Genomic DNA, 24,163 nt, shown 5'->3' with positions numbered 1-24,163 from the left:
TTCAGATGGGGACAAAGCTTTTTATTATGTTGGGGAGAGGGTGGTGCTATAATTTAATGCTAAATTTTAACTGATGCTCAGCGAAAACAACACGGTCGCCTGGTTGTAAGTGGTGCAAATATGTAGATGTTGCAATTGTAATTGTGAAGGTTGGAATCTGAGAGGAGGCGTAATATTGGAGCTTGTCAAGCTAAGTATCAATGGAAATGAAGTTGAAGTTCCGGCAGGTACCACGATCCTCAAAGCCGCCCAACAAATGGGGATAGACATCCCGCATCTTTGTTTTGAGGATGGCTTGAGTTCGGTTGGGGCGTGCCGGTTGTGTGTCGTGGAAGTGAAAGGAGCGCGCAGTCTGGTGGCCTCGTGTGCGGCAGCCGTGGCCCCTGGCATGGTGGTGGAAACGCATTCACCTGATGTGATGGAGGCAAGGCGGACCATCCTCGATTTGCTGATTGCCAACCACCCGCTGGATTGCCTTACCTGCGAAAAAGCCGGCGAATGCAAGCTGGCGGATTATTGCTATGAATATGGGGTCAAGGAAAGCACCTTCAAGGGAGAAAAGCACGCTTACCTGCTTGAAACGACCAATCCCTTTATCGTTCGTGATATGAACAAGTGTATCTTGTGCGGCAAGTGTGTCCGGGCCTGTGACGAGGTCACCGGTCAAAACACCCTGGATTTTGCCTACAGGGGCTTCAATGCCAAAACGACCACTGCTTTTGAAGATGAACTGGTGGAGTCGGACTGTGTTTTCTGCGGCCAGTGTGTTTCCGTCTGTCCGACCGGGGCGCTGACCGAAAAACAAATGCACGGCAAAGGCCGCCGCTGGGAGTTCCAAAGAGTCAAAACGACCTGTCCGTTCTGCGGCACCGGCTGTAACTTTGACCTTTGCGTAAAGGACGGTGAAGTGATAGGCGTAAGCTCCAACCCCAGCAGTGTGGTAAACGGCAAGGCTCTCTGCGTCAAGGGGAGGTTTGGCTGGGATTTCGTGAAAAACGAAAAGCGTCTCACCACGCCGCTGGTGAAAAAAGACGGCGAATTTGTCCCCGCCTCCTGGGATGAGGCGCTGGACCTGATTTCTACCCGCCTTGCCGGCATCAAAGAGAAATACGGTCCGGACTCTTTTGCGGCCTTAAGTTCCGCCAGGTGTACCAATGAGGAAAACTACCTGGTGCAAAAATTTACGAGGACGGTGATGGGCACAAACAACGTCGACCACTGTGCCCGTACCTGACACGCCCCCACCGTGGCCGGTTTGGCCACAACGTTTGGCAGTGGCGCCATGACCAATTCTATTCATGATATTACCAACCATGCCCAGTTATTGATGCTGATAGGGACCAATACTACCGAAGCGCACCCGATTATAGGGTATAAAATGAGGCAGGCGGCGCGCAAAGGCGCGAAGCTGATCGTGGTTGACCCGCGGCGTATCGACCTGGCGGAGGAAGCCGACTACTGGCTGCGCATTAAGCCGGGTACAGACATTCCCTTTTTAAACGGACTCATGCATATCATTATTAACGAGGACCTGCACGATAAGGAATTCATCGCCAATCGGACCGAGAACTTTGAAGTGCTTAAGGAAACCGTCAAAAACTACCCGCCCGAGTATGTTTCCAGCCTTACCGGCATAACGGTGGAAGACCTGTACGCGGTGGCGCGCCTTTACGCTACAACGGATAGGGCGATGCTGTTCTATACGCTGGGGATTACGGAGCACATCTGCGGCACCCACAACGTGATGAGTGTGGCCAACCTGGCCATGTTGACCGGACACCTGGGCCGGCCCGGCACCGGGGTAAACCCGATCAGGGGCCAGAACAACGTGCAGGGCGCCTGCGACATGGGAGCGCTCCCGAACGTCTTCTCCGGCTACCAAAAGGTAATCGACCCCGCTGTCAGGGCCAAGTTCGAAAAGGCCTGGGGCGTGGAGCTGCCCGGCAAAGTGGGCCTGATGATTCCGGAAATGTTTGAGAAGGCCCACGAAGGGAAAGTCAAAGCCATGTATATCCTTGGTGAGAACCCCGTCCTGACCGATCCCAACAGCAACGAAATCCGCGCCGCCCTGGAGAAGCTTGACTTTCTGGTGGTCCAGGAGCTTTTCCTGACTGAAACGGCGGAATATGCCGATGTCATCCTCCCGGCGGCAAGTTTTGCCGAAACCGACGGGACTTTTACCAGCACCGAACGCCGGGTGCAAAGGGTCCGCAAGGCGATCAAACCCGTGCCGGGACAGACGAACTGGCAGACCATCATGGCCCTGAGCGCCAAGATGGGCTATCCCATGGGTTACAACAGCCCGGAAGAAATATGGATGGAAATGGCATCCCTCTCGCCGTCCATGGCCGGGATCACTTATGAGCGGCTGGAAGAACGCGGCATCCAGTGGCCCTGTCCGTCGCTCGAGCATCCGGGCACACCTGTCCTGCACGGTACGACGTTCAGCCACGGCAAGGGGATCTTCCAGGGCATCGATCATATTCCGCCCGCCGAAATGCCGGATGAAGAATATCCTTTCCTGCTCTCCACCGGCCGGATCCTGCAGCACTATAACGTGACCACTCCTTATTCAACCGGCATTCACAGCATGTGGTCGGAAGAGCAATCCGAACTGCATCCGCAGGACGCCGCGCGGCTGCAGGTGACAACCGGCGATAAAGTCAAGGTATTTTCCCGCCGGGGGCAGCTTACCACGAAAATTAAAGTTACGGACCGGGTGCCGCCGGGAATGATCTGGATGTCGTTCCACTACACGGCAAGCCCGGCGAACGCTCTGACCAGCCACGGTTTGGACCCCATTACGAAAACCGGTGAGTATAAGGTCGCTGCCGCAAGAATAGAGAAGATCTAGGAGGTTATTGCATGCGGAAGGTGCCGGTGACGGAAGCGGTTGGCATGATCCTGTGTCATGACATTACAAAAATTGTTCCCGGCTGCGAAAAGGGACGCGCATACCAAAAAGGCCAGGTTGTAACGACCGAGGATATCCCCAAACTCCTGGATCTGGGCAAGAAACACATCTATGTATGGGAGCCGGAGGACGACCTTGTCCACGAGGATGAGGCCGCCTTGAGTCTGGCGCGGCATGCCGCCGGGCCGGGCCTCTACTGGGATCAGCCAAATCAGGGCCGGGTCAATATCCGTGCGGCGCGTGAGGGTCTCTTAAAAGTACAGGCGAGCAGTTTATATAGGGCCAACAGCCTGGAGGATATTGTCATGGCTACTTTGCACAACAACAGGGTTGTGTGCAAAGAGCAGGTCGTTGCCGGTACCAGGGTCATACCGCTGGCAGTCCGGCGTCAGATCCTGGAGGAGGCCGAAAAAATCTGCAGCGAGCCCGGCCCGCTCTTATCTGTAAAGCCCTTTCAACCACTTTGGGTGGGGATTGTCACAACGGGCAGCGAGGTTTATTCAGGGCGCATTCAAGATGGCTTTTGCAGCGTTATCAAGAAGAAGATCGCTCCTTTCGGCGCCAGGCTGCTCGGTCAGATTATTGTGCCGGACGATCCGGATGTGATTTCCAAGGAAATCCGCATGTTGATAGCTGATGGAGCGGGGCTGGTTATGGTTACCGGCGGGATGTCGGTAGATCCGGACGACGTGACTCCCGCCGGGATCAGGGCCAGCGGAGCCGAGGTCGTCACCTACGGGGCTCCGTCGCTGCCCGGCGCCATGTTTATGCTGGCTTACCTGGGACATGTGCCGGTATGCGGCCTGCCCGGCTGCGTCATGTTCAACAACTCTACCATCTTTGATCTCATCCTGCCGCGCATTTTCGCCGGCGAACGCATCAGCCGCCCCGAAATCGTGGCGCTGGGACACGGCGGCCTGTGTGAGGAATGCGAGGCTTGTAGATACCCGGCCTGCTCTTTCGGCAAGGCTACCTGAAGGCAGCGCCGCGGGGAGGAGTTTTTGTGCTGCGAAATGTGAAACTTGAAGAGGCTCAGGATATCTTACTGAGCCTCACAGCTCCTTTACCGGGGGAGACGGTTCCCCTGCTGCAGGCCCTGGGGCGTGTCGCCGCCCGGGACTTGTATGCCGATCAAAGCTTGCCTCCCTGCCCGCAGGCGGTGGTGGACGGCTACGCGGTGTGCGCCGGCGTTAACAGCTGTGGGGGTGGGGGCTATGTGGTTAAAGAGCGTCTGAGTCCCGGCAAAACAGCGACCTCCCCTCTGAGTTCAGGCCAGGCCGCATATGTTGCGACAGGATGCGCTTTGCCGGCCGGTACCACAGCCGTTGTCCCGCATGAAATTGCGAGGCTTTCGGGAGAGCGGGTTGTTTTCACGGAAGAAGTCCTGCAGGGCGATAACATCAGGGAGCCGGGAGAGGATTTCCAGGCCGGCTCCCTGCTGGTATCGCGCGGTACTCGCCTCAGCCCCGGCCTCACCAGCGTGCTGGCGGCATTCGGGAAGAATAATGTCACGGTTTTCCGGCGGCCCAAGGTCGCGGTGCTCAGTCTGGGCGGTGGCGTCGTGTCTTACCACAATATACCCGAACCAGGCCAGCTCAGGGACAGCAACGGTCCCCTTATAGCCGCGCTGGCGCTGGAGGACGGGGGACAAGTGACCAATGTGGAGGTGAGCGGTGGCGAGAGCGCCGCATGCCTCAAGGAGCACCTGGAAAACCTGATGCAGCAAGCTGACCTGGTAATTACTACCGGGGGAGCCGCATCAGGGGATGACGACCAGGCTACCTATATGCTGAAGAATATAGGAGCTTATTTGCTTTTCTGGGGAATAAAAATAAAACCGGGCAGCCACAGCGGAGCGGCCATAGTCAACAACAAAATTATTATTGCGCTCTCCGGCAACCCGGCAGCTTGCGCGGCCGGCTACCACCTGCTCGCCGGCCCTGTCTTACGTGCCCTGCAGGAGCTGCCGCCATATCCGAAGGTTTTATCTGCAACATGTACCAACTCTTTTCATAAAGAGGGAGGTCCCCGCCGGTTTCTGCAAGGGTATGCGGTGTGTGATGACAAGGGGTGGAGCGTAACCATATTGCCGGGCCAGAAGTCAAGCATGCTCCAGGCGCTAACTAAATCAAACGCTTTAATTGACCTCCCGGCGGGCAGCCCGCCAGTGGAAAAAGACCAAGAAGTGTCCATTATCCTACTATACTCTTAAGGAAGCAGGGGGACGGTTCTTTTGCTTCCAAAAGGAAGCAAAAGAACCGTCCCCCTGCTTCCTTAAGACAATCATGGGAAGTGATATCCATGGTCAATCAACAGCGTCGCGCTATTATTGAAGGTATTGCGCTTGATTCCCTGCTGAAAGGTTGCACGGACTCAGAAGCCATCAGTATGCTGTTCTGGAAATTATCGTCCCTGGATCCTCCGGTAAGCTATGAAGAGCAACTATTATTCTGTGCTTTTTATCGTATATACGAAAGCTATCTTAATGCAAAGATCACAAGTACTGAAAAAGCTTTTGAAATCCTCGGCATATCTATCAGTAAATTAAACATGTCGCAGAGCAGAATAATTAAGGAAGCTAAATTGTCCTATTGGAAGCAATATAATGAGCTGTCGCATGATCTAAAAAAATTATTATATCACGCGTATGAAATCGGCAGAAAGAAAAAGGCATTGAGTTACATATGCAAATATTAGGAAGCAGGGGGACGGTTCTTTTGCTTCCTTTTTTTCGAAAAAGGAAGCAAAAGAACCGTCCCCCTGCTTCCTTACGGAGGCGGGTATGGAAAAGCCTATTCCTGTGATCGGGCTGGCTGGTTACTCGGGTTCGGGTAAGACCACCTTTTTGGAAAAATTAATCACTGAGCTGAAACGGCGGGGCTATCGTCTGGGTGTCATCAAACATACTCATCATAAAGACACCCGGCGGCCCAACCCGGCCGGCGCCGCGGTTGAGGTCCTGGCCGCGCCGGATGGCGTCTTCATGTTCAGGGAGTTTGAGACTGAGCCCCCGCCGGAAAAAGTTATCTCCATGCTTGACGGGGTGGACCTCATTCTTATTGAAGGGTACAAACAGGGCAGGTGGCCGAAGCTTGCAATTTTTCGCCATGGAGTAACCGAGCGTCCGGCAATTGACCCGGAGGACCTCCTGGCCGAGATCAGTGATGTATCCTCCGGCTCCGCTGCGCCGCACTTCAGTCTCGACGACGCCGCCGGGGTAGCTGATTTGCTTGAGCGGGTCATCCTGAAAATGAAAAAAAACCTGCGGGCTAATACCCCGGTAAAACAAAAGTGGGTGCGAATCCATGCGCGCCAAGACCCCTGAGAAATGCAGCATGTATTTGCCGCCGCACTTCAATATTGATGTCTTAATAGTGTATTGATGGAAGGGGTGCTTCCCTGGTTGCAGAATAGTGATGATAATCCTGGGGGCGCTCACCCTCTTGATTTTCATTCTTTTTTGCCGCATACTGGCAGTATGGATCTCTTTGCCGGCATATTTTGAAAGGAACGGTGTTTACCTGTGACTCAATCGCCGCTTTATAGGGAACGCGCTGTTAAAACTTACGACCATGGGAACACGCAATCTGCCAGTGTTCCGGTTGTGCTGGAAATACCCATTACTGTCTATGTAAACGATACTGAGCTGGCTACTTTGATCTGTTCCCCCGGCGGCCACAAGGAACTGGCGGTGGGGTTTTTATTGAGCGAAGGGCTGCTGCAGGATCTCACAGACATTAAAGATATAACCTTTAACGAACAGGACGGTCTTCTGTGGGTGGAAACCACCGAGCCGGTCCCGCAAATGGAAAATTTTTTGCGCCGGCAGATTGCCAGCTGCTGCGGCAAAGGCAGGGCCGCGTTATATTATATAAATGACGCCCGCAAATTAAAACCTGTACAGTCTTCCTGTGTGTTTGCAGCCGGCCACCTGTTGCGCCTAATCGGCTTGCTGGAGGAGGGGTCAGCCACCTTTCGCAAGACAGGGGGCGTGCACAGCGCGGCGCTGGGCGACAGCCAGGGCATGCTGGTGATGCACGAGGATATCGGCCGCCATAACGCGGTCGACAAGGTTATGGGACACGCTTTTTTAAACAGGCTTAATCTGGCGGACAAATGCCTGCTCTTAAGCGGGCGCATATCCTCAGAGATACTGATCAAGGCGGCTCATAACGGCATACCGGTCGTGGTGTCGCGTTCCGCGCCCACCTTCCTGGCCGTGGAACTGGCTGATGAGTTTAACATCACCCTGGTGGGCTTCGCCCGTGGTGAAAGGCTTACGGTATACAGCCATATGGAAAGAGTGTCGATGTGATTCAGGTGATACCTCATTTTATCCAAAAAGCCCTGTCCAGGAAGAATTAATCCCGGACAGGGCCTTATTTTTGGAAGCATCCCTCGCTTATCTTCGAATTACTTGTTTCTTGAAGAGTTGTTCGAAAAGCCTCTGGGGTAGGGGGACGGGGGTTATCCTCCGCTCTCTGCGCAATTCTACTTTTTCAGTAACGGTAGCACATACCGACCGCATCTGCAGACTGCCACCAGTTACCTACGCGCTATTTGAGCTTTTCTGCAAGCAACGCACGCGCTATGCAACGCACCCAGGTGCTCCGTTCGCTCCGGAAAACCCCCGTCCCGCAAGTCAAGCCTTTTCGAACGTACTTGCTTATCTTCAGAATTACTTGTTTCTTGAAGAGTTGTTCGAAAAGTCTCTGGGGTAGGGGGCCGGGGGTTATCCTCCGCTCTCTGCGCAATTCTACTTTTTCAGCAACGAGAGCACATAGCGACCGCATCTGCAGACTGCCACCAGTTACCTACGCGCTATTTGAGCTTTTCTGCATGCAAGGCACGCGCTAAGGAACGCATCCAGGTGCTCCGTTCGCTCCGGATAATCCCCAGCCCGCAAGTTAAGCCTTTTCGAACGTACTTGCTTATCTTCGGAATTACTTGTTTCTTGAAGAGTCGTTCAAAAAGCCTCTGGGGTGGGGGGCCGGGGGTTATCCTCCGCTCTTAATGTCATATTCCTTCATTTTCCGGTACAGGGTATTCCTGCCGATGCCAAGGGCTTGCGCAACTTTCGAGACGTTATTGTCAAATTTATTTAAAGCCTCGGTGATGGCCTGTTCCTCAAGCTGCCGCAGGTTCAAATCCGAAACGTCGGGATTATTGCCCGGCAGAGGTTGTTTTTGCTTCAGGTATTCAGGGATATCTTCAAGGGCGATGGTTGTTCCTTCACAAAAACTGATGGCGCGTTCAATGATGTTTTCCAACTCCCGGACGTTACCCGGCCAGTTGTAGTTCTGGAAGAGAACCTTAACGCCGTAGGCAATTTGATTAACCACCTTGCCAAGGCGGTTGCTGATTACTCTCATGAAGTACTCAGCCAACTCCATGATGTCGTCTTCCCGGTCGCGCAGGCTGGGTATATCGATACTGAGCACGTTCAAACGGTAGAAAAGGTCAGGCCGGAAATTGCCGCTGGCCGCTTCCTCCGCCAGGTTTTTGTTGGTGGCGGCGATTACCCTGATGTCAACCGAAACCGGGCGTTGTCCCCCGATGCGGACGACCTGGCGCTCTTCCAGGACACGGAGCAAACTGGCCTGGATGTCGAGGGGCATGTCTCCTATTTCGTCCAAAAAAATTGTCCCGCCGTTGGCCAGCTCGAACTTACCCTGCCGGCCGCCGCGCCTGGCTCCGGTAAAGGCCCCTTCTTCATAGCCGAATAGTTCGCTCTCAATCAGGGTTTTCGGCAGCGCCCCACAGTTAACGGCCACGAACGGCCCTTCTCTCCGGTTGCTGGTATGGTGGATCGACTGGGCAAACATTTCTTTGCCGGTACCGGTTTCTCCTTGCAGCAAAACGGTGGAATCAATGCGGGAGGCCAGTTCGGCAAGGCGTTTGGTATTTTGCAGGCGCGGGCTGCGCCCGATAATGTCGGCAAAGGTATAATGTGTTGTATTGGTAAGCCCCGGTGTTTGCTGCCTGGGCTGTTTAACATTTTTGATTGACGCCACTGCGCCGAGCCAGCGCTGCTTTTTACCCCAGATTGAGCGGATGGAGTAGGTGAAGCCATGCCTTAGGGATGCCTGCCTGAACAATTTATCTACGCGGCCGGGGCCGTCTAAAAGTTCCATCCAGGCGGAGCTGTCCTCGTTTAAAATCGAGGATAATGGCTGACCTACGCATTGTTCCGGGTGTAAACCGAAAGTCTGGGCAAAACGGTGGTTGACCCTGGTAATCTTATCACTGCCGTCCACACACACATACCCCTCGCCGGAGGACTCCATGATGGTGTCGGTGTACAGGTCGGCGATAACAAGTTTGCGGTTGGAATCGCTCAAGGCCAGGCGGTGTTGAATGAGAGAAACCGCGGAAACAACCAGGGCCAGGGTGTGCGGGTGGGCACGCTGGTAATTGCCGGTCACGTCCAGAACCCCGAGCAGTTCCCCGTTCGATCCCCAAATAGGGGCGGCGGAACAAACTATGAAATGATTTTCCCGGCAGTAATGCTGCCAGCTGTTGATATTGACCGGTTGTTGGGTAGCCAGGGTGGTGCCGATAGCGTTGGTGCCGCGTACGGACTCGTGCCAGTTGGCCCCCACCGAGAGCAGGATCTTTTGCGCCTTGGCGGTAAAGTCCGGGTCTCCCTCGCTGGCCAGGATATAACCCTGATTGTCGGTGAGGAAAACGGTATACCCTGATCCTTTAAGCAGCCCGTATAGGTTCTGAATGACCGGGCCGGCGGTTTCCAGCAGCTGTTTATTTTCCCGCAGCCTTTCCCGCAAGGCGCGCTGGCTTAAAATATCAGTATCGTTGAGGCGATAGGGATCAATATTGTAGCCGGCGCACCTGCTCCATGAATCGATTACAATTTCGGGTACTGATGCGGGATCAACCTGTCTTTTCTCGACAAATTGCTGCCAGGCGGGGGAAGTAACGGTAAGATTTGATCCGGTCATTTGATACCCTCCTTTCATTGGACAATGTTCTTTATCCTGGGGGAGGTGTGGAAGTAGTCTGAAGTATAATAGTGTTTCACGATCGAACACATTTGACTATTTCCTCACCTCAATTGTAACCAGCTATGAAAGCAAGCGCAACATATAGTCTATTGGATTTCCAAGTGTTTTTTGGGCGTTTAACTGTTCCATTCCAGAACAAAATCCCTTACTTAGTACAACAATGATACAACTTTGAGAGGAATAAACGGACTATGGCGGGGCCTATCGCACAAGATATCCCCCTTTCAAGAGATATTTTGGCTTTTTTGCGGCTGTTTGACTGTTAATGTTGATACCAAAGTATATCCGAAAAAAAGTACCTAAAATAGATCCTTGCAAATTCGGGGCTAACGGAAGCAAAAGGAAGCAGGAGAACCGTCCCCCTGCTTCCGTTGCTTTTTGGCACGGGGCTTGCATTGCAGTGTGTAAGTAAGCAATAACGGTATTCCGCAGTCATTATACGGGTATTGAAGGGGGGTAACTGACCGGATTAGCGGGTTTGACTGAAGAGCAATTTTTATAATTGTGGAGGTGAATGAACCTGTCCGGTAAAAGGTCAGGTCAAGTATGACAAAAATATTAGCTTTGGCTCCGGAGAAGTGCTCCAGCTGCCGTACCTGTGAGTTGGCCTGTTCTTTTCAGCACAACCAGGAGTTTCGGCCGACGGCGTCCCGGGTTGCGGTCTTTGCCTGGGAATCGGTGGGTGTTTCCGTACCCATGATGTGCCTGCAATGCGACACCGCGGCCTGCGTAAAAGTCTGCCCGGTGGGGGCCATCAGCAAATCTGAAAATGGCGCTATGGTCGTCAATGAGAACCGCTGTATCAAATGCAAGATGTGCTTGATCGCGTGCCCTTTCGGTAATACCACCTACGACGGGTTAAGCGAAAAAATTATCAAATGTGACCTGTGCCAGGGGGATCCGGCCTGTGCGAAATTCTGTCCCAATGGGGCGATCACCTATAAAGAGCCAACAGCGGCGACCATGAAGAAGAAAAAGGCCTACGCGGCTAAATTTAAGGAACTGGTCCAGGAGGTGAGCGAATAATGCGTGGTTGGGTAGGACAGTTGTTAAGGGTTAACCTCAGCGATGGGACCATTCATAAGGAAGCTCTTGATCCTGTAGAGGCCAAAAATTATATTGGCGCCCGCGGCCTGGGGACCCGCCTGTGGATGAAAGAAGTCGACCCCAAGGTTGATCCCTTGAGCGATAAAAACAACCTGATCTTTATTACCGGTCCGCTGACCGGTACCCTGGCCACCAGCGGCGGACGCTATGAAGTGGTCTGCAAGGCGCCGCTGACCGGCACGATGGCAGCTTCCAACTCAGGCGGCTACTGGGGGCCGGAACTGAAATACGCCGGTTATGACGCCATCATCTTTGAAGGAAAGGCTAAAGAACCGGTTTATCTCTGGATCAACGATGATGAGGTGGAGCTCAGGAACGCGGTAAGCCTGTGGGGCGCCACGGTTTATGAAACCACGGACATGGTGAAAGAAGCAACCGACGAGGACGCCAAAGTGGCCTGTATCGGGCCGGCCGGTGAAAATAAGGTTAAGTTCGCCTGCATCATGAATGACTATACCCGGGCCGCCGGCCGCTCCGGCGTCGGCGCCGTGATGGGCGCCAAGAACCTGAAGGCTATTGCCGTCAAGGGTTCCGGGGGGATCGGGGTGGCCGACCCCGACGGGTTTATGGCGTCTGTCACCAAGGCCCGCCAGATGCTCAAAGATCACCCGGTCACCGGAGAAGGCTTGAAAGCTTACGGAACCAATATCCTGGTCAACATCCTCGACCAGACCGGCGGCCTGCCGGCGCGGAATTTCCGGGATTCCGGGACTTTCCCCAACGCCAACGCCACCGGCGGAGAGAGCCTGGCGGAGCAGTATCTGGTGCGGAACAAGGGCTGCATGGGCTGTTCCATCGGCTGCGGGCGGATCTCCGAGGTCGAGTCCGGCAAGTTCAAAACCTTTGGTGAAGGACCGGAATACGAAGCCGCCTGGGGCTACGGCGCAGACTGCGGCATTGACAACCTGGAACCGGTTATCAAGGCCAACAACCTGTGCAATGAGCTGGGGATGGACTCCATTACCATGCCTACCACCATCGCCTGCGCCATGGAATTGTTTGAAAGCGGCTACATCACCACCAAGGAAACGGGATGCTTCTTAAACTTCGGTAATATGGACGCCATTGTTGACCTGACCTACAAGACGGCTTACCGTCAGGGCTTCGGCAATGAATTGGCGGAAGGGTCATACCGGTTGGCCAGCAAATACGGTCATCCCGAGCTGTCCATGAGCGTTAAAAAGCAGGAATTGCCTGCATACGATCCACGCGCCCTGCAGGGGATGGGCCTGAATTACGCCACCAACAACCGTGGCGGCTGCCACGTCCGGGGTTATATGACCTCGCCGGAAATCCTGGGCATCCCGGAGAAACTGGACAGCCTGGCTACGGAAGGCAAGGCAGGCTGGGTCAAGCTCTTCCAGGACCTTACGGCGGCTGTGGATTCCTCAGGAATTTGCCTGTTTACCACTTTGGGCGGTCTCGGCGCTCCCGAACTGGCCGAACAGCTCACGACAGCCACAGGTGTTAGCTATACCGCGGAAGAGGTATTGCTGGCCGGTGAGCGGATCTGGAACCTGGAGCGGCTGTTCAACTTGAAGAACGGTTTTACCAGGGCTGATGATACACTGCCGCCCAGACTGTTAAAGGAGCCGGTGAAGTTCGGTCCTAACAAGGGACAGGTCTCCAAGCTGAGCGTGATGCTGCCCGAGTACTATAAAGCGCGCGGTTGGGACAACAATGGGGCGCCAACCAAGGAGAAATTACAGGAACTGTCTATTGATTGGTCATAAGCCGTAAGGCGTAGGGCGCAGGTATATCAATTTGGACGTGGGGCGTGGGACGTGAGTCGTGGATATATACTGCATTCCTATAGGGTCTTAAACCCTTTGTTTCACGGTAGTTCCACATGCCGCTAACGTGACACTACGTATCATGAAAAATACCAGCCGATGTAGGCGCCGTTTCAATCGCACAACGGCGCGCCAGCGCCGACCTTGGGTATCTAATGTAACTTTTGTGCGAATGAATTCGCATCTACATTTAAAACCAATTCGCAATATTATTTAGGGACGGAGGGGCACCTCCAACCCCTGAGAGGACAACCTCCGGCCCACTTACCCCAGAGGCTTTCGAAACAACTTTAAGGAGCAAGTTAGACTAAATATAAGCCAAAGAAATACAAAAGTACGTTCGAAAAGGCTTAACTTGCGGGCTGGAGGCTAAAAAATAGCCGTAGGCCGTAAGGCATAAAGCGTAAAAAAATGGCTGGGGATCATCCCTCACCTTTTGTAATAACCTTACGCCCTACGCCTGAACCAGATACAAATCAGTATAAGCCTACGCCTTACGCCTGACCGGTAAGAAATGCAGTATAAGCCAGTTCTTACGTAAAAAGGAAAAGGAGAGTAACAGTGCTTACGTTACTTGTAATATTGCTGTTCATGCCTTTTGCCGGGGCGCTGGCAGTTGCCCCGTTACAACGGAGAAAGGCGGATTTAACCGCCATTGTCGCGGCAGGGGCAGTCATGTTGGCGGCGGTCTGGGCCATTATCCAGTCAGGCGGCCGGCGCCTCGATTACCCGCTGGCCAACCTGCCCTGGTTAGACGCGCCCGTCCCGCTTTTTGGGATCCAGATTGACCCCTTAAGCAGTTTATTGCTGATTCCCATTACCGTGGTGGGCTTTCTCATTGTTCTGTATTCGGCAGATTACTACAGTGAGTTTAACAAGGAGCATCCCACCCAGGCGGAAAAGGGCCGGTATTATTTTTTCACGCTTTTATTTGTAGGCGCAATGACCGGTCTGGTATTATCGCGCAATTTCTTTCAAATATTTGTGTTCTGGGAATTGACCACCATATGTTCCTGGGGGCTGATCTCACATAAAAGGACCACCATCGCGGTCCGGGCCGGCTTCAAAGCCCTGGCTATTACTGCTGGCGCCGGGTTGTTCTTTATCGCAGCCCTCTTAATCATGTACGCCAATACGGGATCTTTTGAATTTAGCGCCCTGGGACAGTTGACTCCTGATCTTCGCCTTTTAGCTGTCATTTTTCTCTTAATCGGAGCCTGGGGCAAGGCGGCCCAGCTGCCCTTTTCCTCCTGGCTGCCGACGGCCATGGAAGCGCCCACCCCGGCCAGCGCCTACCTGCACGCCGCGGCAATGGTCAAGGCCGGTGTCTATTTAACCGCCCGGATCGTTGTTTCCTCCCAGGCGGTACCGGTATCGGTCGGTTACCTTATGGGCGGATTGGCCGTGGCCACCATGTTCTTCGCACTGATTCTGTACTTCTTTCAGGACGACCTCAAGCGCCTTCTGGCCTACTCAACCATAGCTCATCTGGGCTACATGTTCCTGGGCCTGTCGCTGGGGGTAGTCGGTTCCCCGCTGGCTCTTCAAGGGGGACTATTGCACCTCATTAACCACGCCTTTACCAAAACTCTTCTGTTTTTGGCGGTGGGGGCGGTTTCCTGCGCTACCGGTACGAGAAGTATGAAGTCACTGAGCGGCCTGGGCAGAAAGATGCCCGTAACCACAGCAGCATTTATTGTTGGGGCGATGTCCATCAGTGGTGTGCCGCCTTTTGGTATTTTCTGGAGTAAGTTCTATATCATAGCGGGGGCGATACAGCTTGGTTCCGCCTGGGGCTGGGCCCTGGGTCTGCTGGCTATAGTGGAAAGCCTGGTCGGTTTTGCATGGTTCCTGATCGTTATACACCGGGTGTTTTTTGGAGAGCCTTCTCCCGCTGCGGCTAATGCCGTTGACCCGCCGCTGGTGATGCTGATTCCGCTCCTGGTCCTGATGGTCTTAAGCCTCTTATCGCCTGTATTCGGTCTGGCCATTACTACCGGGATTATGGGAGGTTAAAGTATATGTACCTGTTGACCTGTCTCTGGCTGGCTTTTGCCATACTTCTCCTGGGCAGCTTCCTGTGCTTGATTAGCAGGCGGCACGAGGTAACCGGCCCGCTGGCTCTTGCATCCATGGCTGCGGCGGGGATTCTGGCGGTATTTGTCTCCGTGCAGGTTTATCTGAACGGCCCGGTAACCGCCAGTATCGACAGCCTGGCCATTGCCGGTTTCCCCGCTGTGCCCGTGTTTACCATTGACCGGCTGAGCGCGTTATTTCTGGGTATGATCGGGGCTTTAAGCACAGCTTCGGTGTTGTATACCCAGGGCTATTTGCCGCATATCAAAAGAGAGGACCCGCGCCGCTATTACTTCCCTTTTCTCCTGTTTATTCTGGGGATGATGGCGGTAGTGACGGTCGCCGACCTTTTCTATTTTCTGTTGTTCTGGGAGTTCATGACGCTCACCTCGTATTTCCTGGTAGTCTACCAGCGGGATAATAAGAAAAACCTGGAGGCCGGCTTTCTTTACTTTTTCGTGACTCACGTCACTTCGGCGGGCCTGATCCTGGTGGTAATCCTGTTTGGAGGCTGGTCAGGTTCCATGGCCTTTACCGCCATGCCCGAAGTTTACCGCCAGCTGGCTACCGCCAATCCGGTGATGTTAAACGTGATTATTGGCTTACTGGTGGTTTGCTTTGCCACCAAGGCCGGTATTTACCCCCTGGGCTTCTGGTTTCCCGAGGCTCACCCGGCGGCCCCCGCCGGTACCAGCGCCATGCTCTCAGGGGTCATGAACAAGGTTGCGGTATACGGGCTATTAAGGCTTACCTACTGGATGCTGCCGGCCTCCGATATGACTACAAGCTGGGGACTGGTCATTGCAACTGCCGGTGTGGTTTCAATGATTGTAGGTAACTTAAGGACTTTGAGTGAAAAAGACGCTAAACGCCTGGTAGCCCAGAGCACCATCGGACAGATGGGTTACGTCTGGCTGGGCTTAGGTGTAAGCTTTATGTTTCTGGCCACCAATCCCTGGTTGAGCCTTTTGGGGATGGTTGGCGCCCTTTACCACGTGATCAACGACTCTTGTTTCAAGTCACTGTTGTTTTTAAACGCAGGTTCAATCGAGTACACCAGCGGCCAGCGCGACCTCAATAAAGTGAGCGGCCTGATTAAGCTCATTCCGCTGACCACCGCGGCGGCTCTGGTGGGTTCTCTGGCCATTGCCGGGGTACCGCCTTTAAACGGCTTTATGAGCAAGTGGATGCTCTACCAGGCGGCAGTGGCCGGCGGGAAAACCTGGCCGGTATTGATGCTGTACGGTGTGGTGGCCGTTTTTATCAGCACGGTGAGCCTGGCCGGCTACATCAAGTTTTTTGGCTCGGCCTTTTTGGGGCCGCTCCCGGCTTCGCTTGAGAAAGGGCATAATGTCCCCTTGTCCATGCGTTGTACCGAAGGCTGCCTGGCTGTAGGTTGCCTGGTCCTCGGTATTATCCCGGCCTGGCCGCTGGCCCTGGCTGCAGGCTCCCTGGACGGTTCATCACTGGCCGCAGTGGCCGGGAACAGCAGCCTTTTGGCTTTTGCCCCGTGGGGCGCTGTTAAAGTCAACCTAGCCGGTGTGTTGGGGCAAGTAGCGCCGCTGATCATACTTTTCGGACTGGCGGTGGGATGCCTGGTTGCTTACGGGATTTACCGGCTGGCTGCAGCTCCCGTACGACCGGCAGAGCTTTGGAACTGCGGTGAATTGGAACCCCAAGCAGAAGTCCTCTACCGGGCAGACAGTTTTTACCTGCCGTTTAGAGAACACTTCGCCGCCCTGTACCGCAGTTGGCCCTGGCCGTCTTTGCGATTGCCGAACCTGGCAGTCTGGCTGGACCTGGATCGTCTCTATTTGCCGTTGGGCAATCAATTCGTTAAATTCAGCCGCTGGATCAGCCGGATCCATACCGGCGGGCCGCGATGGTACCTCTTGTGGCAGGTAGCGGGGTTGGTCGTGGTGCTGGCGGCAGTATTCCTGGTGATAAGGGGGTAGGTATGGTGACACGTGAAGAGTTAAGCTTAAAGCTGATAGAACGCCTGGGTAAAGTAAAACTGACAACCTCCGGGTCCGGTAAACAGCTGTTTGTTGTTGTCGCAGAGAAAGATCTGTCCACTTCAGTTGACTATGTGTTCAACCAGCTGGGTGCACGTCTGATCACCACTGTTGGAACCGACCGGACCCCGGTAACCGGTAAATATGAGGTATCTTATATCTTTTCTTTTGACCGTGATAATTTGCTGCTGGTGATCAAGGTGGAAGTAGACCCGGCCAATCCGGTTATTGAGTCGGTTACCCCCATTATACCCGGGGCCGATTGGGCGGAGCGGGAGGTCCGGGACTTAATCGGTGTGCAGCCTGAAAACCATCCCGACCCGCGGCGGCTGGTCCTCTCCGATGACTGGCCGGAAGAAGTTTACCCGATGAGGCAGGATTTTCCGTTTGATTACCAACCGCCAAAGGTGGAAAACGCACGGCCGCAGTTAAAAGAAAAGCCGGAAAATACCTCTGTGATGACCGTGGGACCATTTTTCCCCACCCTGGAGGAGCCCGCTTATTTTCGATTATTCGTAGAAGGAGAGCGGATTGTAGGCAGCGACTACCGGGGGTTCTACAGCCACCGCGGGATCGAAAAGCTGGCTGACAAAGTGCTTGACTACAACCGGGTTCCCTTCCTCGCCGAACGTATTTGCGGCATCTGCGGCTTTGTCCATTCCTGCTGTTACTGCCAGGCCGTGGAGGCTGCGGCGGAAATTGAGGCGCCGGCCCGGGCTAAATACATCCGCACCATTATGCTGGAGCTGGAGCGTATTCACAGCCACCTCTTGTGGTTGGGCCTGGCAGGGCATATTATCGGTTTTGACACGGTTCTGATGCAGTCGTGGCGTATCCGGGAACGGTTAATGTGGCTGACGGAACAAATTACAGGCAACCGTAAAACGTACGGTATGAACCTGGTGGGTGGCGTACGGAGGGATATCACCGTCGATCTGCAGCAAAAAATCAAAGAGGTGCTGGCTAAAATCGAGGCCGAGAGCCGTCAGGTGGTGGATGCCATTTCCGGTGATACCACCCTGTTGATGCGCTTGCAGAATGTTGGATGCCTGTCAGCTGAGGACGCCCGTTTAATATGCGTGGTAGGTCCCACTGCCCGTGCTTCAGGGGTTGATATAGACAGCCGCCGGGACCACCCTTATGCCGCCTATCCGGATCTGCAGTTGACCGTACCGGTATACAAAAACGGGGACTCCTGGGATCGGACGCTGGTACGGCTGGACGAGCTGTTCGTCTCTATTGACCTGGTGCGGCAGGCGCTTGAAAAAATGCCCGACGGGCCAATCATGGCCGAGGATCCGGTGGTGCCGCCTGGTCGGGAAGGAGTGTCCGTGGTTGAGGCCCCCCGGGGTGAGTGCTGTCATTATGTCATAACCGGAACGGACCGGCCGGAACGGTGGCGGGTACGTGCTTCAACCTACCCGCAGCTGCAGGCGGTGCCGGTCATGTTTAACAACCAGACGGTGGCTGACGCCCCGATCATTATCGGCAGCATCGACCCGTGCTTCTCCTGCACCGAACGGTTGGAGACAGTAGACGTAAAATCACGCCGGTTAAAAGTATACACCAAGGCGGAGCTTATGGAAGCCTGCCAATCTGGACGCCTGGATGGTGACAGCCGTGCTTAAGATAATTTTCATTGCGCTCTTTAACCTTGCAGCAGCACTGGCGCTGGCCCCGCTTTTGGACGGTTTTATGCGCCGGATCAAGGCGGTGGTGCATTCCAGACAGGGTCCGCCCTTACTACAGACTTATTACGATCTGTTCAAACTTTTCAGCAAGGAAGACCGGGAGGTAACGAGCGATCTGGTTTTCCGGCTGACGCCGGTCGTCTGTCTGGGCGCGGTGCTGCTCGCGGCCCTGTTTACTCCCATGGGCGGCCCGGCTCCCCTGGGGTTTGGCGGGGACCTGATTTTACTGGTCTACCTTTTGAGTATCCCCGGTATCGCGATCATGCTGGGGGCCATGTCGAGCGGCAGCCCGTACGCCATGCTGGGCGCCAGCCGTGAGATGATGCTGGTTTTAACGGTGGAGCCGGTACTCTTCATCACCCTTTTCACCGCCGGAATCAAGGCCAACTCCCTGGTCCTTGCAGATATTACCGGCTGGTCGGTGTCCCACGGCTGGAGTATTTCACTGGTAATAGCCGGTCTGGCTTTACTCCTGGCCCTGCAGTCGGAACTGGCCAAGCTTCCCTTTGACCTGGCCGAGGCGGAAACGGAAATCATGGAGGGACCCTTTGTGGAATACAGCGGCCCGAAGCTGGCCCTCTTCAAATGGGCTATCTACGCCAAGGTGGTCATCTATGTATCGCTGTTTCTCGAAGTATTTCTGCCAGGACCCAAAACCGGCATCCTGGTAGCGGACCTTTTGATAAACCTGGTCAAAGTTTTCATCGTTGTGGGGCTGGTGGAATTAATCGAGCTGGTTAACCCGCGCCTTAAGATTGACCAGGCGATCAACTATTTCAAGGGTGTGGCGGTCCTGGCTCTTATCGGACTAGCCTTTGCCCTTATGGGCATGTGAGGAGGCGGACTAATTGTTTATCAGTAAGTTGAAGGAGGCCCTGATTTGCCTTAGGGCGGGCCGGGTGACCATGCCTTACCCCTTTGTCCCGCTGGAAACGAAGGACGGTTTTCGCGGCCAGCCTGAAGTGGACGGCACGAGGTGTCTTGGCTGCGGGACATGTGCCGGCGTTTGCCCACCTCGCTCAATAACTCTGGTTGATGACGGAGCTTCCCGTGTGTTTAAGCTTGATTACAGCCGCTGCACTTACTGCGCCCGCTGCGCGGATGTTTGCCCGGAAGGGGCCATTCGCTTAAATAACAGGTTTGAACTGGCTACCGGTAAAAAGGAGGATTTATCCGTGACGGTAAGTTTGAAAATGGCCAAATGCTCCTCGTGCGGCCGGTTCTTTACCCCTGAGCGGCTGTTGAAGAAAACGGTGGAAAAATTAACCGGCGATGAGTTTGGTCAACAGGCGCAGGAGTGGCTGTTCTGGTGCCCTGAATGCCGGAAAACCAGGCTGGCCAAATCCCTGTTGGGAATGGAGGGAACAGAGCATGTCTGAACATTACTCTGTAATCGTGGGCTTAAGCCTGGCCCTCGTGGTAACCTCACTGTTGGTGGTAGAAGTAAGGCACTTAAAATATGCGGCTTTGGCTTACTTTGTCCAGGGACTGCTCTTGGTGGCGATACTTGTTGCTTACGCTACGCTCTTGCCGAACCATGCCCTTTATTTATGGAGCGTCACCGTTCTGATCAGTAAGGCCGGCATTATTCCACTGCTTTTATGGCATTACCTGAAACGCATGGCGCCAATGGAAACACCTAACGCGCTGGGTTTTGGCATATCTCTGGTGATCGGGGTGGCTGTACTGGCGGGATTCTACTGGTTGGTTGACGGCCACATGACCTGGCTGGCGCCGGTACCGCAGCTGGCGGGGGAACCCTACGGAACCAACCTGAGCGTTGCTTTTACCATTTTGGCCTTCGGTCTTTACGCCCTGCTGTCCCGTCGTGATACCTTGAAGGCGGTAATGGGGGTCTGCCTGATTGAAAACGCCGTCCACTTAAGCCTGGTCAGCCTCGCCCCGGGGTTGCCGGAAACAGCCATGATCGGGGTGGTTACCGACGTCGTGCTGTCTGTCTGGATCCTCCTGATAATTATTAAAGGGATGTATGAACAGGTGGGCTCGTCGGATATTCGTGAAATGGCAAAACTATGGGGCTAGGAGGTTAGAATATGGAGAGCAATTCGATTTTGCTCTGGCTTATCATTATAATACCAGCTCTGGCCGCAGGTTTGGAGGCTCTAATGGGGCGCAAAAGGCCGCAGTCAGCCGGCCTGGCTGCCATTGTGGGCGCCGCCATCACCCTGGGACTGGTCCTGGTTCTGGTGTGGCAGGTTGTCCAGGGGGAAAAATTGACGGCCTGGAGCGGGCAGCTCTATGCGGACGGGCTTAGTGCCCTGGTGGTCCTGGTGATCAGCATCGTGGGGCTTGCCGCCACTGTCTTTAGCTACCGGGCCTTGCGGGGCGCTGTTGCCGCCGGAAAAACCGCGGTGGGGCGTTTGCCGCTCTACTTCAGCCTGGACGCCCTGTTTATGTGCACCATGCTCTGGGCGTCGCTGACGAACAACCTGATCATGCTGTACGTGGTGGTGGAAGCCACTACGCTGGCTTCAGCCTTGCTGGTGACCTTTTACTGGAAGCGCGAGTCTTTAGAGGCTGGGTTTAAATACCTGCTGCTCTGCACCGTAGGCATCACCTTTGCCTTGCTTGGCTGCGTTTTGATTTACGCCGCGGCTTCCCCGTACCTGGGGGGGCATCAGGCTATGCTCATTACGGCCCTGGCCCCGGTGGTGGATAAATTTCCCAGAGAACTGACCCTCCTGGCGTTGGCTTTTCTCGTGGTGGGCTTCGGCACCAAGGCAGGCCTGGTTCCGTTTCACTCCTGGCTTCCCGATGCCTACTCCCAGGCGCCCAGCGCTTTTGCCGCGTTTTTGTCGGTCGGCATCAAGGTGGCGGCCTATGCCCTGGCCAGGGTCCTGACCATCTTTTACCCGGAATACAGCGGCATTGGGCTCCTGGTGGTGGCGCTGGGCATGGTGACCATGCTGTCCGGGATTGTGTTCGCTTTTGCCCAGGACGATTTGAAACGGATGCTGGCCTTCAGCAGCGTGAGCCAGATTGGTTACGTGATGATGGGCCTGGGGTTGGGATCGTCACTTGGGTATTTCGGGGCCTTATACCATTTTTTAAACCATGCCCTATTAAAATCGATGCTCTTTCTCTGTGTCGGGGCGCTGGTCTATACCTCCGGGACGACTCTGATATCCGAGCTTAAGGGGCAAAAGGGCAAGAGCGCCTTAACGGCAATCTGTTTCTTTATTGGAGCTCTGGGCATCGGCGGCATGCCCCCGTTGAACGGCTTTTGGAGCAAGTTTACCATCTTTTTAGCCGCCGCCCAGTCTGGTATGTGGTGGGCTACCGGCGTGGCGGTTTTCACCAGCTTGCTTACGCTCACCTGCCTGGTTCGTGCTGCCTACAAGGTATTCCTGGAGCGTGAGGATGAGCATGAGGAACCGGCTGCAGCTTGCGAGAACACCCAAAATCAACCGGCAGTTGCACTGCCCTGGTCGATGCTGGGGATGATGGCGGCGCTGGCGGCTTTGAGTGTACTCATCGGTTTGTCCCCGAATCTGGTCAACCAGTTAATTGCACCGGCGGTGCAGTCCATTATGTACATCGCGGTAGGAGGTTAAAACAATGCTTGAACGTATTCAATCTTTGTTTGCCAAATCCTTCAAAAAGTCCCTCTGGGTCTATCATGCCAACGCAGGCGCCTGCAATGGCTGTGATATTGAGGAAATCAACGTCTTTACCCCGTACTATGACGCTGAGCGGTTTGGCTTGAAGCTGGTCGCCTCGCCGCGCCACGCCGATATCCTGCTGGTTTCCGGTCCGGTCACCCGGCAGGTGGAGCCGCGCCTCAGGCGGTTGTACGAAGCCGTGCCGGACCCCAAGCTGGTGATTGCCTGCGGCTCGTGCGCCATCGGCGGCGGCATCTGGTTTGACAGCTATAACGTGGTCGGGGGCGTGGACAAGGTCTTCCCGGTGGACTACTTTATTCCCGGCTGCCCGCCCCGGCCGGAGGCGATCATTTACGGCGTCGCCCTGGCTTTAGGCCTGGTGGATAAAAAAGTGGAGCCCTATTTCTACCAGGAGGGGGAAACAGGGCATGCTGAAAACCTTGAGTGAGCGGCTCAAAGGGCGGGTGTTTCTGGTGGGCATCGGCAACACCCTGCGCAGTGACGATGCTGCCGGCCCGGAATTGATTGAACGGCTGGGAGGAAAAGTGGAAGCGGACCTCCTGGACGCCGGCGAGGTCCCCGAAAGCTACCTGGGCCGGATTACCGGCCGGCATCCCGATACGATTGTGTTGATTGACGCGGCTGAACTGAGGGCGGTACCGGGGACGGCGGCAATTATTGAGATTGAAGATATAAAGGGTAAGAGTTTAAGCTCGCACCAGCTGGGTTTGGATGTATTTATGCGCTTCCTGCAGGCTGAAACCGGCGCAGACGTTTTTCTCTTGGGCATTCAGCCCAGGTCCACCGGCTTTGGTGAAATATTAAGTACTGAGGTTTTTGAAACTATTGGATATCTGGAAGAGTTGTTTAAGAAGGTTTTGCCCGCCCAAGGTGTAGTGACAAATTGAAACCGTAATCATAGAGGAGTGTCTAGAAAGAGGAAGGTCCAACTGAGCTTACCCAGTAGAACCTTCCTCTTTGTTTTACAGGCTAATTTCCAATTTCCATCTGCCCTGAAAATACCTGAATCCAAAAGAATAAATCGTTTATTCCCTGCTTCCGAATTCAAAACCATGATTCCCAAGTATTTCTTGTACCTTTTCATAACTTTTTATCAGTATATTACCACATTTTAATACATATTCTTGATTGGTATTCCAATCTGTTACGCTGATTACACCTATAAGATCACTGCATTCCGTGCTTCCAAACTCTGATTCAAACCATTCTGTAAATTCATCAACCATTCTGGAGTACCCTTGTTTTGGATATTCAATGCTATTCCCTTTTCCTGCATAAAGGCCCAGGATCGCAATTCCCCCTGTCAGCACGCCGCATATCTTCGGAGTACTGCCAATACCTATGCAGAAACCATTTAAAGCTCTTAATAAATCTTCATTCTCCTTTTCTTCTTCATCCAGTGCCATTTTCAACATAATTTGAGTACAGCAATAACCTCCATTGAATAGCTTAAACATTTTAAAAGCCGTATCATCCATGCTCTGTCCCTCCTCACATTATTTATCCTCCAGTCCTTTTTCGACCTCCAACATCTTACCCAGGGCCAGATCCTCTCCGATAAATACATTATTACACTGAGGGCACTTCATCAGATCCACTTCAAAATTTCCTCCCAGGTAGGATACCTTTACCTTTCGAAGTACCAATTTTTTCTCGCATTTACCACATATCCACGGCATGTTATGTTCATTTTCCTCTTTCATTGCTCTACTCCTTTACTATTTCCATTCTGTGGCTGTAAACGATTTTAACAACTATAGAATAAGCAAAATTTGCGCCAACGAAAAACCCCCCCGTAAAGTACGGAGGTATTCGAAAATACTTATTTTTTTAAATACACTTCCATTTGAGGAAATTAATATGGGTAATGGAAAACCAGACAATAGATTATATAAAGACCA

The 24,163-nt window shown here is 53.9% G+C and carries 20 protein-coding genes; 17 read left to right on the top strand and 3 right to left on the bottom strand.

Annotation, left to right across the window (positions count from 1 at the left end):
- The first annotated feature begins 175 nt into the window (after positions 1-175).
- The 6 genes from fdhF (at position 176) to fdhD (ending at position 7,229) form a co-directional block, all read left to right on the top strand.
- Positions 176-2,854, top strand: a complete 2,679-nt coding sequence (gene fdhF, locus Psfp_RS09305) for a formate dehydrogenase subunit alpha (protein ID WP_134218267.1) — start codon at positions 176-178, stop codon at positions 2,852-2,854.
- An 11-nt stretch (positions 2,855-2,865) separates the two neighbouring features.
- A complete protein-coding gene (locus Psfp_RS09300) occupies positions 2,866-3,891 on the top strand; it encodes a molybdopterin-binding protein (protein WP_134218266.1) in 1,026 nt (341 codons plus the stop codon).
- A 26-nt stretch (positions 3,892-3,917) separates the two neighbouring features.
- Positions 3,918-5,126 carry a molybdopterin molybdotransferase MoeA gene (locus Psfp_RS09295; RefSeq protein WP_134218265.1) on the top strand — a complete coding sequence of 403 codons (1,209 nt, stop codon included), beginning with the start codon at positions 3,918-3,920 and terminating at the stop codon, positions 5,124-5,126.
- 89 nt (positions 5,127-5,215) lie between these two features.
- Entirely contained in the window at positions 5,216-5,611 is a 396-nt protein-coding gene (locus Psfp_RS09290; protein WP_134218264.1) for a hypothetical protein, read from the top strand.
- A gap of 85 nt (positions 5,612-5,696) precedes the next feature.
- Positions 5,697-6,239: a molybdopterin-guanine dinucleotide biosynthesis protein B gene (gene mobB, locus Psfp_RS09285; protein ID WP_134218263.1), complete on the top strand. Its 543-nt coding sequence runs from the start codon at positions 5,697-5,699 to the stop codon at positions 6,237-6,239.
- Between the two features lie 198 nt (positions 6,240-6,437).
- Positions 6,438-7,229, top strand: coding sequence for a formate dehydrogenase accessory sulfurtransferase FdhD (gene fdhD / locus Psfp_RS09280; protein WP_134218262.1), 792 nt, complete (start codon positions 6,438-6,440; stop codon positions 7,227-7,229).
- A gap of 682 nt (positions 7,230-7,911) precedes the next feature.
- Here the strand turns inward: fdhD and Psfp_RS09275 are convergent.
- Entirely contained in the window at positions 7,912-9,873 is a 1,962-nt protein-coding gene (locus tag Psfp_RS09275) for a sigma-54-dependent Fis family transcriptional regulator (RefSeq protein ID WP_192895350.1), read from the bottom strand.
- Between the two features lie 609 nt (positions 9,874-10,482).
- Here Psfp_RS09275 and Psfp_RS09270 point away from each other — a divergent pair.
- The 11 genes from Psfp_RS09270 (at position 10,483) to Psfp_RS09220 (ending at position 23,149) form a co-directional block, all read left to right on the top strand.
- Positions 10,483-10,962, top strand: a complete 480-nt coding sequence (locus tag Psfp_RS09270; protein ID WP_134218260.1) for a 4Fe-4S dicluster domain-containing protein — start codon at positions 10,483-10,485, stop codon at positions 10,960-10,962.
- Positions 10,962-12,776, top strand: coding sequence for an aldehyde ferredoxin oxidoreductase family protein (locus tag Psfp_RS09265; RefSeq protein ID WP_134218259.1), 1,815 nt, complete (start codon positions 10,962-10,964; stop codon positions 12,774-12,776). The genes Psfp_RS09270 and Psfp_RS09265 overlap by 1 nt, the downstream gene beginning before the upstream one ends.
- A gap of 621 nt (positions 12,777-13,397) precedes the next feature.
- On the top strand, positions 13,398-14,852 hold the full coding sequence (locus Psfp_RS09260; RefSeq protein ID WP_134218258.1) for a hydrogenase 4 subunit D: 1,455 nt from the start codon (positions 13,398-13,400) through the stop codon (positions 14,850-14,852).
- A 5-nt stretch (positions 14,853-14,857) separates the two neighbouring features.
- Complete coding sequence (locus Psfp_RS09255) at positions 14,858-16,867, top strand: proton-conducting transporter membrane subunit (RefSeq protein WP_134218257.1); 2,010 nt, start codon at positions 14,858-14,860, stop codon at positions 16,865-16,867.
- Positions 16,868-16,869: 2 nt separating this feature from the next.
- Positions 16,870-18,555: an NADH-quinone oxidoreductase subunit C gene (locus Psfp_RS09250; RefSeq protein ID WP_134218256.1), complete on the top strand. Its 1,686-nt coding sequence runs from the start codon at positions 16,870-16,872 to the stop codon at positions 18,553-18,555.
- A complete protein-coding gene (locus Psfp_RS09245; protein WP_190239826.1) occupies positions 18,548-19,453 on the top strand; it encodes an NADH-quinone oxidoreductase subunit H in 906 nt (301 codons plus the stop codon). The genes Psfp_RS09250 and Psfp_RS09245 overlap by 8 nt, the downstream gene beginning before the upstream one ends.
- A gap of 13 nt (positions 19,454-19,466) precedes the next feature.
- Positions 19,467-19,997 carry a 4Fe-4S dicluster domain-containing protein gene (locus Psfp_RS09240; protein WP_134218254.1) on the top strand — a complete coding sequence of 177 codons (531 nt, stop codon included), beginning with the start codon at positions 19,467-19,469 and terminating at the stop codon, positions 19,995-19,997.
- Positions 19,990-20,661, top strand: coding sequence for an NADH-quinone oxidoreductase subunit K (locus Psfp_RS09235; protein ID WP_192895349.1), 672 nt, complete (start codon positions 19,990-19,992; stop codon positions 20,659-20,661). The genes Psfp_RS09240 and Psfp_RS09235 overlap by 8 nt, the downstream gene beginning before the upstream one ends.
- A gap of 11 nt (positions 20,662-20,672) precedes the next feature.
- Positions 20,673-22,193 carry a proton-conducting transporter membrane subunit gene (locus Psfp_RS09230; protein WP_134218252.1) on the top strand — a complete coding sequence of 507 codons (1,521 nt, stop codon included), beginning with the start codon at positions 20,673-20,675 and terminating at the stop codon, positions 22,191-22,193.
- A gap of 4 nt (positions 22,194-22,197) precedes the next feature.
- Entirely contained in the window at positions 22,198-22,689 is a 492-nt protein-coding gene (locus Psfp_RS09225; RefSeq protein ID WP_134218251.1) for an NADH-quinone oxidoreductase subunit B family protein, read from the top strand.
- Positions 22,670-23,149: a hydrogenase 3 maturation endopeptidase HyCI gene (locus Psfp_RS09220; RefSeq protein WP_134218250.1), complete on the top strand. Its 480-nt coding sequence runs from the start codon at positions 22,670-22,672 to the stop codon at positions 23,147-23,149. The genes Psfp_RS09225 and Psfp_RS09220 overlap by 20 nt, the downstream gene beginning before the upstream one ends.
- 138 nt (positions 23,150-23,287) lie before the next feature.
- Here Psfp_RS09220 and Psfp_RS09215 read toward each other — a convergent pair whose 3' ends face one another.
- Both Psfp_RS09215 and Psfp_RS09210 read right to left on the bottom strand, forming a co-directional pair.
- The gene (locus Psfp_RS09215; RefSeq protein ID WP_134218249.1) at positions 23,288-23,740 is read right to left on the bottom strand and encodes a DVU_1555 family C-GCAxxG-C-C protein; all 453 of its coding nucleotides are present in this window, start codon (positions 23,738-23,740) and stop codon (positions 23,288-23,290) included.
- An 18-nt stretch (positions 23,741-23,758) separates the two neighbouring features.
- The gene (locus Psfp_RS09210; RefSeq protein WP_134218248.1) at positions 23,759-23,965 is read right to left on the bottom strand and encodes a DVU_1557 family redox protein; all 207 of its coding nucleotides are present in this window, start codon (positions 23,963-23,965) and stop codon (positions 23,759-23,761) included.
- Between the last annotated feature and the right edge of the window lie 198 nt (positions 23,966-24,163).

Source organism: Pelotomaculum sp. FP (assembly GCF_004369245.1).
In the GTDB taxonomy this organism is placed as follows: domain Bacteria; phylum Bacillota; class Desulfotomaculia; order Desulfotomaculales; family Pelotomaculaceae; genus Pelotomaculum_C; species Pelotomaculum_C schinkii.
The sequence above is the reverse complement of the archived record's forward strand: the minus strand, read 5'-3'. Positions and strand labels throughout refer to the sequence as shown.

Bases quoted from the DNA above. Each gene is read 5' to 3' on its own strand.
- Psfp_RS09270 (WP_134218260.1), top strand. From the start codon at position 10,483: ATGACAAAAATATTAGCTTTGGCTCCGGAGAAGTGCTCCAGCTGCCGT.
- Psfp_RS09265 (WP_134218259.1), top strand. From the start codon at position 10,962: ATGCGTGGTTGGGTAGGACAGTTGTTAAGGGTTAACCTCAGCGATGGG.
- Psfp_RS09235 (WP_192895349.1), top strand. From the start codon at position 19,990: ATGTCTGAACATTACTCTGTAATCGTGGGCTTAAGCCTGGCCCTCGTG.
- Psfp_RS09215 (WP_134218249.1), bottom strand. From the start codon at position 23,740: ATGGATGATACGGCTTTTAAAATGTTTAAGCTATTCAATGGAGGTTAT.
- Psfp_RS09290 (WP_134218264.1), top strand. From the start codon at position 5,216: ATGGTCAATCAACAGCGTCGCGCTATTATTGAAGGTATTGCGCTTGAT.
- Psfp_RS09300 (WP_134218266.1), top strand. From the start codon at position 2,866: ATGCGGAAGGTGCCGGTGACGGAAGCGGTTGGCATGATCCTGTGTCAT.
- mobB (WP_134218263.1), top strand. From the start codon at position 5,697: ATGGAAAAGCCTATTCCTGTGATCGGGCTGGCTGGTTACTCGGGTTCG.
- Psfp_RS09225 (WP_134218251.1), top strand. From the start codon at position 22,198: ATGCTTGAACGTATTCAATCTTTGTTTGCCAAATCCTTCAAAAAGTCC.
- Psfp_RS09250 (WP_134218256.1), top strand. From the start codon at position 16,870: ATGGTGACACGTGAAGAGTTAAGCTTAAAGCTGATAGAACGCCTGGGT.
- Psfp_RS09230 (WP_134218252.1), top strand. From the start codon at position 20,673: ATGGAGAGCAATTCGATTTTGCTCTGGCTTATCATTATAATACCAGCT.
- Psfp_RS09220 (WP_134218250.1), top strand. From the start codon at position 22,670: ATGCTGAAAACCTTGAGTGAGCGGCTCAAAGGGCGGGTGTTTCTGGTG.
- Psfp_RS09275 (WP_192895350.1), bottom strand. From the start codon at position 9,873: ATGACCGGATCAAATCTTACCGTTACTTCCCCCGCCTGGCAGCAATTT.
- Psfp_RS09210 (WP_134218248.1), bottom strand. From the start codon at position 23,965: ATGAAAGAGGAAAATGAACATAACATGCCGTGGATATGTGGTAAATGC.
- Psfp_RS09255 (WP_134218257.1), top strand. From the start codon at position 14,858: ATGTACCTGTTGACCTGTCTCTGGCTGGCTTTTGCCATACTTCTCCTG.